Genomic DNA, 14,799 nt, shown 5'->3' with positions numbered 1-14,799 from the left:
GATCCCAGCCCCCGAGAACACGGCGCAACCCGACTGATTGGCCGCGACGCTAACGTGCGGTCGAAAATCGAGATTGTCCTAGGTCAAGAGGTTACGCCGAATTTAGATGCATCTGCCGACATGAGACGCCCTGACACCGGGAGCTGTGTTTGCTGGAAAATCCAAACCGTCCTGACACCCATTTCTGGCGTCTGACCCCTCCCGATCTCTGCAGCCGCCTCGGCTGCGGGCTGACGGGCCTGACCGCGGCCGAGGCGGCCGAACGGCTCGACCGGTTCGGGCCGAACAGCGATGCGCCGCCGCGCATCGAAGGCGCGGCGCGCGCGATCCTGCGCCGGCTGCTCGAGCCGCTGTCGCTGATCCTGCTGGTCGCCGGCATCATCTCGATGCTGACCGGCGACGACATCGGCGGGCTCATCATCGTGCTGATTCTCGCGCTCTCGATCGGGCTCGACACCGTCCAGGAAGGCCACGCGGTCCGCGCCGCCGAGATCCTGCGCCGCTCCGTCGCGCTCAAGGCCGAGGTCAGGCGCGATGGCGGCTTTCGCGAGGTGGAGGTGGATCAGGTCGTGCCCGGCGACATCCTGCGCGTCCGCGCCGGCGACATCATTCCCGCCGACGCGCTGATCCTGGAAGCTACGGCCTTCACCGCGGGCGAAGCCGCGCTTACCGGCGAACCCTATCCCGTGCAGAAGCAGGCCGGCGCCGCCAGCGGGCCCGACGACACATCGAATGCGCTGTTCCGCGGCGCCGTGGCGCAGACCGGCGAAGCGATCGCACTCGTGGTCCGGACCGGTCGCGACACGGTGTTCGGAGCGGCGGCCTCCGCGCTTGCCGAAACGCAGGCGCCCTCGCCCTTCGAGCGCGACTTGCGCGAATTCGGCCTCGTGATCGCGCGCGCCACGCTGGCGCTGGTGCTGGTCGTGCTCACCATCCGCGTCGTGTTCGGCCGACCCGTGCTCGATTCCCTGCTGTTTGCCGTCGCGCTCGCGGTCGGGCTGACGCCCGAACTGCTGCCGATGATCACCACGGTGACGCTGTCGCGCGGGGCGCTGCGCATGGCCGGGCGCAAGGTGATCGTGAAGCGGCTTGCCGCGATCCACGATCTCGGCGCCATGACCGTGCTCTGCACGGACAAAACGGGCACGCTGACCTCGGCCGAGATCACGCTTGCAAGAAGCCTCGATGCCGCCGGCAAGGACGACGCTCGCGCCGCGCAGCTCGGAGCCATCGCGGCATCGCTCGGCGGCGACCGCGGCGCGCTCGATGCCGCGCTCGTCGCCGGCCGGCCGGACGCCCCCCAAGGCTGGTCGCTGGCCGGACGACAGGCGTTCGACTTCTCGCGCCGCTTGGGATCGGTGCTCGCAACCGGTCCCGAAGGCGCGCTCCTGATCGTCAAAGGCGCGCCGGAGGCCGTGCTCGCATTGTGTGCGATCGACGAGCAGGCGCGCGACGCAGCGACGGCTCGCGTGCATGAGCTCGCGACCGCGGGCCTGCGCGCCGTGGCCGTTGCTTCCCGGCCTTGGAACGGCGCGCTCCGCGACGTCGAAACGGACGACGAAACCGACCTCGTCTTCGACGGTTTTTGCGCCTTCGCCGATCCACCGAAGCCCACGGCGGCAGCCGCAATCGCCCGCCTCGCGGCGAGCGGCATCAGCCTCAAGATCCTGTCGGGTGATGATCCCGTGGTGGTGAAGCGGCTTGCCGGTCTGGTCGGCCTCAACGCCGAACGCGTGCTGTCGGGTGCCGAGATTGCCGAGCTGAGCGACGAGGCGCTCATCGTGCAGGTGCGTTCCACCGATGCGTTCGGCCGGCTCGCGCCAGACCAGAAGTCGCGCATCGTCAAGGCGCTGCAGGCGGGCAAGGAGGTGGTCGGCTTCCTGGGCGACGGCATCAACGACGCGCCGGCCCTGAAGGTCGCCGATGTCGGCCTGTCGGTCGACGGCGCAACCGGCGTGGCGCAGGCCGCCGCAGACATGATCCTGCTCGCGTCGGATCTCGAGGTCGTCGCCGACGGCGTCGAGGAAGGACGGCGGACCTTCGCCAACATACTCAAATATGTCCGCATGGGCGCGAGCTCGAATTTCGGCAATATGCTGTCGATGGCGGCCGCCTCGATCGCCCTGCCGTTCCTGCCGATGCTGCCGACGCAGATCCTGCTCAACAACCTGCTCTACGATCTCTCCGAACTCGGCATTCCCTTCGACCGCGTCGCGGCCCAAGCGACCGCGCAGCCGCAGGTGTGGAGCATGTCGCGACTGGTGCGCTTCGCCGCGATCATGGGACCGCTGTCGTCGCTGTTCGACTTCCTGACCTTCGGCGCGCTGCTGTACCTGTTCAAGGCTTCGCCGGACGAATTCCGCACCGCCTGGTTCGTCGAATCCATGGCGACGCAGATCCTGGTCATCTTCGTCATCCGCACCAACGGGCGGCCATGGCGCAACTGGCCGGATCCCGCGCTCGCGGCCTCCTCGCTGGTCGCACTGCTCGTCGCGATGGTCCTGCCATTCACGCCGCTCGGAGCCTGGTTCGGCTTCGTCGCACCGCCACCGATCATGACGGCAGGCATTGCTGTTCTCGTCGTCGTCTATCTCGCCTGCGCCGAGCTCTTGAAGCCGTTCGCGATGCGCGCGGGGCGGAGTGGTTGAAGTTCCCCGGCTCGCCCAACGCATGGAGGCGATGCGCCCCGCCCCATTGATATCAGGCCGATTTCCGTGTCTTTGGATCCTGCCGGGCCATGGGACGGCCCGAACATCCGCCGGGCCGAAGGCTCGGCGCATGACGCGGGGCCACAACAATCACAATGTCCGCCACCGGCCAGACCACGAACGCCGAAACATCCGGCCAGCACTGGATTGCCAACCAGCCATATCTCCTGCTCAGCATCACCGCGCTGTGCTGGGCCGGCAATGCAATCGTCGGGCGGCTCGCCGCCGGCCACATCCCGCCGGTGACGCTCTCGTTCCTGCGCTGGTTCTTCGCCTTCCTGCTGGTGCTGCCGTTCGCCTGGAAACATCTCGCGGAGGACTGGCCTGCGATCCGTGACAAGCTCGGTCTGATGATCGTGCTGTCGATCACCGGCATCGGCGCCTTCAATACCCTGCAATATTGGGCGCTGGAGCACACCCAGGCGCTGAACACCCTGCTGCTGCAGTCGGCCGCGCCCCTGATCGTGGCGCTGTGGTCGCTGGTCATCCTCGGCATCCGCCTCACCGCCGCGCAGGCCTTTGGCGTAGCTCTGTCGATGTGCGGCGTGCTGATCATCCTGCTGCACGGCGATATCACCACGCTGTCGAACATCGCCTTCAACAAGGGCGACCTGATCTTCATCGTCGCGCTGATCATCTTCGCGCTCTATTCGGTGCTAACCTTGAAGCGGCCGCCGATCCACGGCCTGTCGTTCCTCGCCTTCACCTTCGGCGCCGGCGCGGCCTGCCTCATTCCGCTGGAGATATGGGAGATATCGGCCCGCCCCGTCATGAAGCTGGACGGGCCGAACCTGCTCACTTTGTTCTACGTCTCGGTGTTCCCCTCGACGCTCGCCTATCTCTGCTTCAACCGCGGCGTCCGGCTGATCGGCGCCAACCGCGCCGCGCCGTTCTTCCACGTCACGCCGATGTTCGGCTCGATCATGGCGATGGTGTTCCTCGGCGAGCTGCCGCAAGTCTTCCACTTCATCGGCTTCGCGCTGGTGCTGTCGGGCGTGATCGTGGCGTCAAGGAAGCAGACGAGCTAGGTCGTCCTGAATTTGCTGTACGCCTCGCTCGTCGCGATGATGACATGCTCGGCACAGCCGTTGAGGCGATGCGGATCTGCCTCTCGCTCGTAAGCCTCCGACGTCATCATGTCGAGGAACGCCGCGGCCGAGGGATAGTAGACCAGCGCGACGAAATCCCAGTTGTTGCCGCCATGCGGGCCGAGTGCGATGGCCTTGGCCTCGCCGGTCCACAGCAGGGTGCCGCCGCGCGCCTTGATCATGGGCACGGTGATCGCGCTGTAGCGCAAATAGGCGTCCCAGCCGGAGCCGTCACCGTCACGCGAGCGCGCGTGGAAACGCATCAGATTCAGCATCACCACCGGCGCATGCCGATCGAGCGCCTCGAGCCCCTGAATGTTCAACATATTGACCGCCAATGGCACCTCCTCTGGTCGCACCTGCATTGTAGCATTGCGGCGGCGTGACTTGTGTCGCGGCGGCAATCCAGCGCAAGGTCGCAACCGACGCCCATGACGATCGCTTCGCCCGCGCCACCGGCCACGAATCCCGCCAGTTGGCTCAACAACCAGCCTTATCTGCTGCTCAGCCTCAGTTCGCTCTTCTGGGCCGGCAACATCGTGCTCGCGCGCCATGTCGGCGCACACGTGCCGCCGCTGACGATCACCACCATCCGCTGGTTCGGCGTGTTCCTGATCCTGCTGCCGTTTTCCTGGCCGCATCTGAAGCGTGACTGGCCGGCGTTGCGCAAGAGCCTGCCCTTGATGCTGTTTCTGTCGCTGGTCGGCTTTGCCTTCAACAACGCGATCTCGTACTGGGCGATGCAGTATACGGAGGCGCTGAACGCGCTCCTGATCCAGTCGGCAGGTCCCCTGTTCGTGGCGCTATGGTCGCTGGTGCTGTTCGGCGTGCGGCTGACCGCCGCGCAGCTTGCCGGGATCGCGATCTCGCTGGTCGGCGTGCTCATCATCATCCTGCGCGGCGATCTCGCGGCGCTGGCCAGCATCTCGTTCAACAGGGGCGACATCATGTTCGCCTCCTCGCTGGTGGCATTCGGCCTCTACTCCGCCTTCATCCCGCGCCGGCCGAAGGTCCACCAGCTGTCGTTCCTGTCCTTCACGACCTGCTGCGGCGCCACGATGCTGCTGCCGACGGCGGTCTGGGAGACCTTGCACGGCAATGTCATTCAATTCGACGCCGTGACGCTGATGACGCTCGGCTACATCCTGGTCTTCCCCTCGACGCTGGCCTATCTCTTCTTCAACCGCGGCGTCGCGTTGATCGGGCCGAACCGTGCGGCGCCGTTCTTCCATCTGGTGCCGGTGTTCGGCTCGGCGATGGCGATCCTGCTGCTTGGTGAACAACTGCAGCCGTTCCATTTGATCGGCTACGCGCTGGTGCTCGCCGGCGTCGTCATCGCCTCGCGCCAGGGCTCGGCGGTGAAGTAATTCCGCGTTGCGGACGAAGGTGAGTCTCGTGTCCCGGGCGCAGCGCAGCACGCAGTGATGCGCTGCGTCCGGGGCACGAGAGCGAGCGACAACTCGCGCCTTTCGATTCTCATATGAACCGGCTAGGTTCCCCGCCAACGAAAAAAAAGGGAACGTCCAACCATGCTGTCATCACTTGTGCGCGCGCTGCGCACCGTCGGCGCCGCTGTGCTGTGTCTTGCCGCCGCATCCACCGCGCAGGCCGATTCCTGGCCGAGCCGCAACATTACGCTGGTGCTTCCCTTTGCGGCCGGGAGCGGCACCGACACCACGACGCGGTTGATCTCGCAGCACCTGTCGCAGGCGCTGGGCGTCGGTATCGTGATCGAGAACAAGGCCGGCGCAAATGGAATGATCGCGGCGACCTACGTCGCGAAGGCCGCCCCGGACGGCTACACGCTGCTGGTGACGACCAATACGACCCATTCGGCCAATCCCTATCTGCTCAAGAGCCTCACTTACGATCCGGTGAAGGATTTCACCCCGATCGCGCGGACCGGCGATTTGCCCTTCATGCTGGTCGTCAATCCGGACGTGCCCGCCAAGACCGTCGCCGAGCTCGTCGCCTACGGCAAGGCCAATCCGGGCAAGCTGAGCTATGCCTCGGGCTCGTCTTCGGCGATCGTGTCGGGCGCGACCTTCGCGCACAATGCCGGGCTCGACCTGTTGCACGTGCCCTACAAGAGCTCGCCGCCCGCTCTCAACGACGTCATGGGCGGGCGGGTCTCGATGATGTTCGTCGACATCCTGACCGGCCTGCCTCATGTCCAGGGCAACGCATTGCGGGCGCTCGCCGTCACGACCAAGGACCGCTCGCCGCTGGTGCCCAGTCTTCCTTCGATGCAGGAGGCGGGCGTGCCTGACTTCGATATCTCGTCATGGCAGGGCTATTTCGGCCCCGCCGGCCTGCCGAAGGAGATCGTGACCCGGCTCAACGCCGAGATCCGCAAGATCGTCGAGAAGCCGGAGATCAAGACCCAGCTCGCAACACTCGGCATGGACGCGTTTTCCGGCACGCCCGAGGAGCTCGGCACGTTCGTGAATGAGCAGCTGGTGCTGTGGGAGAGGCTGATCAGGGACGCGGGGATCGAGAAGCAGTAGGAGCGCGTGAGCCGGGACACAAAAGCTGTAAGGTGGGTTAGCCGAAGGCGTAACCCACCTCTTTAATCTCCGCGGCGACAGAAGTGGTGGGTTACGCTGCGCTAACCCACCCTACGAATTCAGTGCAAGAATTTAGGCCGCGCGCACCTTGGCGAGGAAGCCGTCCACCGCGCTGCGCAGCGCGCCGGACTGGTGGTCCAGCTCGCGGGCATTGGTCAGCACGTCGCCGGCGGCGGTGCCGGTCGCTTCCGCGGCCGAGGCGACGCTGCCGATATGGGCATTGATCTCGCTCGAGCCGGTCGCGACCGACTGGATGTTGCGGGCGATCTCGCGCGTCGCTTCGCCCTGCTGCTCGATCGAGGCGGAAATGCCGGCGGTGATCTCGCTCATCTCGGCGATGGTCTGGGTGATGCCGCCGATCGCAGCGACCGCGTCGCTGGTCGAGGTCTGCATCGCTGCGACTTGCGCGGAGATTTCCTCGGTCGCCTTGGCGGTCTGGTTGGCCAGCGCCTTGACCTCGGAGGCGACGACGGCGAAGCCGCGGCCGGATTCACCGGCACGCGCCGCCTCGATGGTGGCGTTGAGCGCAAGCAGATTGGTCTGCGCCGCGATCGAATGAATCAGCTTGACCACCTCGCCGATCTTCTCGGCGCCGGTCGAGAGCTCCTGCACCGTGGCGTTGGTACGCTCGGCGTCGCTGACGGCGCGGCTCGCCACTTCCGTCGAGCGCGTCACCTGGCGGGAGATTTCCGCAACCGAGCTCGAAAGCTCTTCCGCGGCGGCTGCAACCGTGCCGACATTGCCGGACGCCTTCTGCGAGGCAGCACCAACAGTTGCCGCGCGCGACGAGGCGTCGCTGGCGGTGGCCGTCATCGACTGCGCCGTGGTTTGCATGCCGGCGGCGGCCGTGGAGACCGAGCGGACGATGCCGTTGACGCTGCGTTCGAAATCGTTGGCAATATCTTCCATCGCGCGGCGACGTTCCGCTGCGGCGCGCTCCTTCGCCGCAGCTTCGGTCTGCTCGAGGTCGCGGATGCGGACCGCGTTGTCCTTGAAGATCTGTACGGTCGCCGCCATCGCACCGACCTCGTCGCCACGGCCGACGCCGGGGATGTCGCCGTCGAGCTTGCCGTCAGCGAGATCCTTCATACGGCCACCAAGCAGCCCCAGCGGCCGGCTGATGCTGCGACCGAGCATCCAGGCGACACTGCCGGCAATGATGACGATGCCGAGCATCGCAAAGCCGAGCAGCCAATAGACCGGAACCATCTTGGTGTCGATGTCCTCGAGATAGCCGCCGGTGCCGAGATACATGTCGAAGCCAGGAACGGCCACGGCATAGCCGATCTTGCGGATCGGCGTTTCCTGGCCGGGCTTCATATATTCGTAGAACAACAGCATCTCGCCGTTGGCCTTTACACCATCCATCCATTCCTTGGAGAGGTTGCGGCCGTTAGTGAGAGTGTTCATGCGGTTCTGGCCGACCTGCTTCGGGTCCGGCGCAAGCTGGGTGATGCCGTCATACGAGGTGCCGAACAGATATCCCGCCCCCTTGTCGTATGTCATGGCGTTGCCGAGCAGGCGAAACTCGGCCATCGCCGCGTCCTTGGTCATCTCGCCGGCATCGACCTTCTTCTTCAAGGCGAGCGCCATGTTGCGGGCCAGCTCGACGATCGCCTTGGTCTGATCGATGCGCGCGTTCACCATCTCGCGCTTCATCACGTAACCGGCCAGGACTCCGGAGATGCACAGGCCGAACAAGGTGACGCCGACAAGGATGCCAAGCTTGGGGGCGATCTTCAGATTGCTCAACTTCACGAGATGGCTCCGGAGAAAAAGGGATGCGGGCACGCGACTGAATCGATCGAAGTTGAATCAACTTTAGTCGGATATCCCTTAGCAAGTTCCTTACACAGCCTCGTAGAAGCCCGTACGCTGCCGGGAAAAACGGTAAATAATCGCCGTTGCGGCAACCGGGAATTGTACGCGGTCGCGTCGATTTCGCGTAAAAGACGCAAAGGCCCGTCCAGAAGGCCGGGCCCGCAACAAGAACCGACAAACCAAATCGGGAGCAGGAAATGCCGAAATACAAGGTGGTGACGCCGAAGGGCGCAAGCTTCACGGTCGCCGGCAGCGACTATTCCTACGAGCGCGAGGCGCTCGATCCGATCGATGCCGAGATCGTCGAGGCGCCGGCCAACGAGGCCGAGTTCATCGCCGCCGCGAAGCACGCCGATGCGATCTACGCCAAAGGCATCCCGATCACCAAGACCATCATCGACGCGCTTGAGAACTGCAAGGTCATCACGCTCGGCTCGGTCGGCGTCGACAGCGTCGACGTCAAGGCTGCGACCGCGCGCGGCATTCCCGTGACCAACATCCCCGACACCTTCATCGAGGAAGTCGCCGACCACGCCATGATGCTGCTGCTGTCGGGCTTCCGCCGCCTGGTCGAGCAGGACAGGATGGTGCGCACCGGGCGCTGGGCCGAGGGCCGGCCGGCGCTGCTCAAGATCCCGCGGCTGATGGGCCAGACGCTCGGATTCATTTCGTTCGGCCGCGTCGCGCGCGCGGTTGCGAAGCGTGCAGCACCGTTTGGCCTGCGCATGATGGCCTATGATCCCTTCATCCAGGAAACACTGATGTGGGACCACGGCGTAATCCCGGCGACGCTGAACGAGGTGCTGTCGCAATCCGACTTCGTCTCGATGCACGCGCCCGCGCGGCCCGAAGTGCATCACATGCTGACCGAGAAGCATTTTCGGCAGATGAAGAAGGGTTCGATCTTCATCAACACGGGACGCGGCGCCACTGTGGACGAGGAAGGCCTGATCAAGGCGCTCCAGGAGGGCTGGATCGCGCATGCCGCGCTCGACGTGCTGGAGAAGGAGCCGCCTTCGCACAACAACCCGATTCTGAGCATGGAGAACGTGACCCTGACCGCCCACGTCGCCTCGGCCTCGGCACGGTTCGACGAGGCGCGCAAGCGCCGGGTGGGCTACGAATTGTCACTGGTGCTTCAGGGCATGTGGCCGGTAAGCTGCGTCAACCCGTCGGTGCTGCAAGACACCGCGCTCCGCCGCTGGCAGCCGGTCGGCATGGACCGCGGTCCGAACAGCTAAGGCGGTCCCGCGCGGCAACCGCGCAGGGAAACCGAACGGCCCTTCACCGGCGATCAACGCCGGGAAGGGAGACAACATAGGGAGGAACTAATGAGGAACGACATCACACGTCGTGATGCCTTGGCGCTGGGTCTGTCAGCTGCAACGGTCGCTGCCACGGGTGTTGCAGCGCACGCTCAATCCGCGATCAAGGCCGCGGACGTGCCCGCACCGAAACTGCCGATCGAGAAGGGCGCAAGCTTGCGCATGCTGCGGCCGGTGCGCTTCGTCCAGGCCGACGAGGACGTGTTCCGCGCCAATGCAGCCAAATTCACCAAGGAGACCGGCGTCGAGGTCAAGGTCGATTTCGTCGGCTGGGAGGACATCAGCCAGCAGACCGCGGTCACCGCCAATTCCGGCGCAGGCCCCGACATCATCATCGGCTTCTCGGACGCACCGCACATTTATATCGACAAGCTGATCGAACTGACTGACGTCGCCGACTATGTCGGCAAGCGCTATGGCGGCTGGCTGCCGCTGGCACAGCGCTACGGCAAGAAGAACAAGAGCGACACCTGGATCGGCCTGCCGTTCGGCGCCTCAGGCGGGCCGCTGGTCTACCGCAAATCGATCCTGCAGTCGGTCGGCTTCGACAAGGTGCCCGAGGACCACGCCGGCATTCTCGACCTCTGCCAGAAGCTGCAAAAGGCCGGCAAGCCCGCGGGCTTCGCGCTCGGCAACGCCAAAGGCGACGGCAACGGATTTGCCAACTGGGCGCTGTGGTCACACAACGCAGCCCTGCTGGACGAAGAGGGCAATGTCACCATCAACAGCAAGGAGACGATCGCCGCGCTAAACTGGGTCAAGCAGCTCTACCCGACCTTCATCGCCGGCACGACGTCCTGGAATGACGTCAGCAACAACCGCGCCTATGCCGCACAGGAGATTTCGCTGACCGCCAACGGCGTCTCGCTCTATTTCGCGCTGAAGAACGATCCGGCGACCAAGGCGATCGCCGACGACACCGAGCATCAATTCCTTCCAAAGGGCGTGGCGAAGATCTCGCCGATGGCGGGCCTGACGCTGAACGCCATGGTGTTCAAGCACAGCCAGTACCCCAATGCCGCAAAGGCCTTCCTGCAATACATGCTGGAGAAGGACCAGTACGAGCCGTGGTTGAATGCCAATTCCGGCTATTGGGCGCAGCCGCTCGCCGCCTATGCGGAGGCCGCCGTGTGGAAAGGTGATTCCAAGGTCGCCATCTTCAAGGACACCATGAACAGCAGCTATTACGACGGCTACAAAGGTCCGATCTCGACGGCGACCGGTGCCGTCAGCGCCGACTACGTGCTGATCCAGATGTTCGCTTCCGTTGCGACCGGCGCGGCCACGCCGGAGGCCGCGGCCGCAGAAGCCGAGCAGCGTTGCAAGCGGTATTTCAGGCGGCAGAGGTGACGGCCGGACACAAACGGCCGTCATTCCGGGATGGTGCGCGAGCACCAGACCCGGAATCTCGGGATTCTCAGGTGCGCGAGAGCGCACCGTAGTTCGATGCTGCGCATCGAACCGGAATGACGATGTGGTAACAGCCGAGAACAGGACAACGACCAAATGTCCGTGACGACGCTTCCCGCTCCCGCCCTGATCCACCGCCAACCCAACTGGCTCGTTCGCCTGTTCGACTACAAGCCGTTCCTGATCGCGATGTGCCTTGCACCCGCGATCGGGCTGCTGACGGTGTTCCTGACCTACCCGCTCGGCCTCGGAATCTGGCTCGCCTTCACCGACACCACGATCGGCCAGAAGGGCATTTTCGTCGGCCTGGATAACTTCCAGTATCTGCTCAGCGATCCACTATGGTGGGGCGCGGTGTCCTACAGCGTGATCTACACGGGCATCGCGACCTTCGGGAAGTTCGCGCTCGGCTTCTGGCTGGCGCTGCTGCTGAACAACCATTTTCCGTTCAAGAGCCTCTTGCGCGCAATCATCCTGTTGCCCTGGATCGTGCCGACGGTGCTGTCGGCGCTGGCGTTCTGGTGGATCTACGATCCGCAATTCTCGATCATCTCCTATCTGCTGGTCGACGTGCTGCACTGGAAGTCGAGCAATATCGACTTCCTCGGCTCGCCCTGGCCGGCGCGGTTCTCGCTGATCGCCGCCAACATCTGGCGCGGCATTCCCTTCGTCGCGATCTCGCTGCTGGCGGGCCTGCAGACCATCTCGCCCTCGCTCTACGAGGCCGCGATGCTGGACGGCGCCAGCGCCTGGCAGCGCTTCCGCTACATTACCTTCCCGATGATGATGCCGATCCTCGCCATCGTCATGACCTTCTCGATCATCTTCACCTTCACCGACTTCCAGCTGGTCTACGCCATCACCCGCGGCGGGCCGGGCAACTCGACCCATCTGCTGGCGACGCTGGCGTTCCAGCGCGGCATCGCCGGTGGCGAGCTAGGCGAAGGCGCCGCGATCGCGGTATCCATGATCCCGTTCCTGGTGTTCGCGACGCTGTTCTCCTATTTCGGCCTGGCGCGCCGCAAATGGCAGCAGGGAGAGGCCAATGACTGACAGCGTCGCGCAAGCCTCCACCATCGCCAACGCCAAAGCCGCGCCAGAAGCCATGGCGTGGGATTCCGGGTTGCGGCGGCTGATGATGATCTATCTGCCGCTCGGCTGCTTCGTGCTGATCCTGCTGTTTCCGTTCTACTGGATGGCGATCACCTCGTTCAAGCCGAACGCAGAGCTGATGAATTACCGGGAGCACAACCCGTTCTGGATCTCTTCGCCGACGCTGGCGCACGTCAAGCACCTGTTGTTCGACACCGCCTATCCGCGCTGGCTGTGGACGACGATGATGGTCGCGATCGGGGCGACCACGCTGTCGCTGATCGCGAGCACGCTGGCCGCTTACGCGATCGAGCGCCTGCGGTTCCGCGGCAGTCCTTATGTCGGCCTCGGCATTTATCTGGCCTATCTCGTGCCGCCGTCGATCCTGTTCATTCCGCTCGCGACCGTCGTGGTGCAGTTCGGCCTGTTCGATAGTCCGCTGGCGCTGATCCTGGTCTATCCGACCTTCCTGGTGCCGTTCTGCACCTGGCTATTGATCGGCTATTTCAAGTCGATCCCCTACGAGCTCGAGGAATGCGCGCTGGTCGACGGCGCGACGCGGCTGCAGATCCTGCGCCGGATCACGCTGCCGCTGGCGGTGCCCGGCCTGATCTCGGCCGGCATCTTCTCCTTCACGCTGTCCTGGAACGAGTTCATCTACGCGCTCGCCTTCATCCAGAGCGGCGCCAACAAGACCGTGCCGGTCGCGATCCTGACCGAGCTCGTCACCGGCGACGTCTACCAGTGGGGCGCCCTGATGGCGGGCTCGCTGCTCGGCTCGCTGCCGGTTGCGGTCTTCTACTCGCTGTTCGTGGACTATTACGTCTCTTCTCTCACCGGCGCGGTCAAGGAGTAGCTTTCTCGTTCTCCCGGCGAATGGCCGTCAGAACAGTCAGACTGGCTCAAAACATTAACCAGGAAGACGGTCCTCTCCCTCCCCGCTTGCGGGGGAGGGTTGGGGAGAGGGTCTCTCGACAACGAAGACTCCCCAAGAGGAAAGAGCCCTCACCCCTGCCCGCTCCCGCAAGCGGGAGAGGGAGCGCACGTCCTTTGCGGCGCGATCGCCGCTAGCCCGAGGGCACGATCACCATGGTCTTGTCTTTGGGCCAGCGGACACGCCAGGCGAAGTTGATGTCCTTGACCTCACCAGGCTTGGCGTCGAACGACCATTCCAGCACGCCGCGCTTGTCGCGGATATCCTTTGCCGTGGGCGGCGTGGTCGCGGGCAGCATCTCGACCACGATGTCCTCGACCTCACTCACCGGCAGCTGATCCTCGATCGTGACGTGGATGGGGAAGTCGTGGCCGTTGCGTACGGTGGTCTTGAAGGCTCGCTCGTCGGTTTTAGAGGTCGTGACCAGAAGACCGGCCGAGCCCTCGTTGCGCTTGATCACCGCGCGTTCGATCTTGACCTTGTCGTCGGCGCCGAAGCCGAGCCGCACGATATCGTCCTTGACTGATGCCGACAGCTTGCCACGGCCGACGAAGATGCCATCACGATAGATCGCGACCTTGCCTGGCAACAACGTCGTGTCGTCGGTCTGCCTGAAGCTGGCTTCGAGGAAAGCGGTGGGGTCCTGCACCGGCGCGGCACGGACCGCGAGATCGGCGGGCACGCTCGTCGAGGCAATGCGCAGGCTCTTGGCGCCTTCGGCGGCGCCGAGACTGACGCGGCCGGGAATCCTGAACGTGGCCTGGAAGTCGCCGATCTCGGCAATTGCCTGCTGTTCATCGGCGCGTTCGCGCGGCTCGACTGCTTCCGCGACCTTGGCCGCGAAGGCCGGAGCCTGCATCTGACGCGATACGGGAGCAGGCCTTGCCAGATCCGAGGCCGCACCGAGGGCCATTGGCTTAGGCACTTGCGGATATTGCGCCACCAGCGAACCCAGCTCCGGCGCGCTGCCGCCACGGGCGATGCGCACGGTAGAAACGCCGAGCGTGACGTTCGACCAGTCCTCGCCGGTCGACTGCGTCACCTCGGCGCGGCGGACCAACTCGAGCTGCGGCTTGCGGTCCTTGCCGCCGGTATCGAGCCGGGCGTCATAGAGCGGGAGCCAGCGCGCGTTGCGGACGGCGTAAGTCACGCGCAGCGTGGCCTTGGTCGCGGCTGCGGAGGCGACATCGATGCGCACCTCGAGCTTGCTCGGCGGCTTGGCGGATCGGTCGGATTCGAGCTGCGCGATCTGGCGATCGACCTCGCGCTGTTTTCGCGCGGCGTCACGTATCGCGGTGTCGGCGGCCGCGACTTCCTCGGCCACGGCGGTAAAGGCCGCGCGCCACTCGGTGATCGGGCGCGCCTCGCCTTTCTCGCCGAGGCCGGCGGGGGAAGCTTCGGCAAAGCGCTCCGCGAATTTGCGCCGGGCGGTGGCCGCATCGATCTCGCCTTGCAGATCGGCGCGCTGGTCCTTGAGCGCTTCGATGCGCTTGTCGAGCTCGGTCAGATTGACAGGTGCCATCGCGCGCGGCGGGCGCGCATCGATGGTGCCGATGGTGAGTTTTGCGCCCGCCTCACCCTCGACCCGGAGGGAGGACGGATCGAGCGAGAGCGGAAAATCCTTCACAACAAGAGTGCTGTCCCCGGAGGCCAGATCAATCGCGATCACACGGGTGACGGTCGCACCGTCAGGGTAGACCGTGACGGCATCGATGGCCGATGTGGCGTCCACGTCAGTGGCCCATGAGGGCGAGGCGAGCGTCGCGGTCACCAGCACAAGGCTCGTCGTCACCAGACATATTGCGATCGTGCGCATCAAATTTCTCCCTGCCGATATCGCCGCGCCGCCAGCCG

11 protein-coding genes are annotated in these 14,799 nt (G+C 64.9%); 8 read left to right on the top strand and 3 right to left on the bottom strand.

Going from position 1 to position 14,799, the window contains the following annotated elements:
* Positions 1–149 precede the first annotated feature (149 nt).
* On the top strand, positions 150–2,648 hold the full coding sequence (gene mgtA / locus BM374_RS33975) for a magnesium-translocating P-type ATPase (protein WP_092302833.1): 2,499 nt from the start codon (positions 150–152) through the stop codon (positions 2,646–2,648).
* A 155-nt stretch (positions 2,649–2,803) separates the two neighbouring features.
* On the top strand, positions 2,804–3,736 hold the full coding sequence (locus BM374_RS33970) for a DMT family transporter (RefSeq protein ID WP_092302831.1): 933 nt from the start codon (positions 2,804–2,806) through the stop codon (positions 3,734–3,736).
* On the opposite strand, the gene BM374_RS33965 is transcribed toward BM374_RS33970, so the two are convergent.
* The gene (locus tag BM374_RS33965; RefSeq protein WP_177248726.1) at positions 3,733–4,122 is read right to left on the bottom strand and encodes a DUF1330 domain-containing protein; all 390 of its coding nucleotides are present in this window, start codon (positions 4,120–4,122) and stop codon (positions 3,733–3,735) included. The genes BM374_RS33970 and BM374_RS33965 overlap by 4 nt on opposite strands.
* A 105-nt stretch (positions 4,123–4,227) precedes the next feature.
* Between BM374_RS33965 and BM374_RS33960 the strand changes: the two genes are divergently transcribed.
* Positions 4,228–5,163: a DMT family transporter gene (locus BM374_RS33960; RefSeq protein WP_177248725.1), complete on the top strand. Its 936-nt coding sequence runs from the start codon at positions 4,228–4,230 to the stop codon at positions 5,161–5,163.
* A 162-nt stretch (positions 5,164–5,325) separates the two neighbouring features.
* Positions 5,326–6,303 (top strand): Bug family tripartite tricarboxylate transporter substrate binding protein, encoded by a 978-nt coding sequence (locus tag BM374_RS33955; protein WP_092302827.1) that lies wholly within the window; start codon positions 5,326–5,328, stop codon positions 6,301–6,303.
* Between the two features lie 132 nt (positions 6,304–6,435).
* On the opposite strand, the gene BM374_RS33950 is transcribed toward BM374_RS33955, so the two are convergent.
* On the bottom strand, positions 6,436–8,121 hold the full coding sequence (locus BM374_RS33950; protein ID WP_092302825.1) for a methyl-accepting chemotaxis protein: 1,686 nt from the start codon (positions 8,119–8,121) through the stop codon (positions 6,436–6,438).
* A 260-nt stretch (positions 8,122–8,381) separates the two neighbouring features.
* Here BM374_RS33950 and BM374_RS33945 point away from each other — a divergent pair, with 260 nt between their 5' ends.
* From BM374_RS33945 to BM374_RS33930, 4 genes are all read left to right on the top strand, one after another.
* Positions 8,382–9,425, top strand: a complete 1,044-nt coding sequence (locus tag BM374_RS33945; protein WP_092302823.1) for a C-terminal binding protein — start codon at positions 8,382–8,384, stop codon at positions 9,423–9,425.
* Positions 9,426–9,515: 90 nt separating this feature from the next.
* Positions 9,516–10,859: an ABC transporter substrate-binding protein gene (locus BM374_RS33940; protein ID WP_092302821.1), complete on the top strand. Its 1,344-nt coding sequence runs from the start codon at positions 9,516–9,518 to the stop codon at positions 10,857–10,859.
* Between the two features lie 156 nt (positions 10,860–11,015).
* Entirely contained in the window at positions 11,016–11,972 is a 957-nt protein-coding gene (locus BM374_RS33935; protein WP_092302819.1) for a carbohydrate ABC transporter permease, read from the top strand.
* Positions 11,973–12,024: 52 nt separating this feature from the next.
* Positions 12,025–12,867, top strand: a complete 843-nt coding sequence (locus tag BM374_RS33930) for a carbohydrate ABC transporter permease (protein ID WP_502689484.1) — start codon at positions 12,025–12,027, stop codon at positions 12,865–12,867.
* 211 nt (positions 12,868–13,078) lie between these two features.
* Here BM374_RS33930 and BM374_RS33925 read toward each other — a convergent pair whose 3' ends face one another.
* Positions 13,079–14,761, bottom strand: coding sequence for a mucoidy inhibitor MuiA family protein (locus BM374_RS33925; protein ID WP_092302919.1), 1,683 nt, complete (start codon positions 14,759–14,761; stop codon positions 13,079–13,081).
* Between the last annotated feature and the right edge of the window lie 38 nt (positions 14,762–14,799).

It is taken from the genome of Bradyrhizobium sp. Ghvi (assembly GCF_900115265.1).
GTDB lineage: Bacteria > Pseudomonadota > Alphaproteobacteria > Rhizobiales > Xanthobacteraceae > Bradyrhizobium.
The sequence above is the reverse complement of the archived record's forward strand: the minus strand, read 5'-3'. Positions and strand labels throughout refer to the sequence as shown.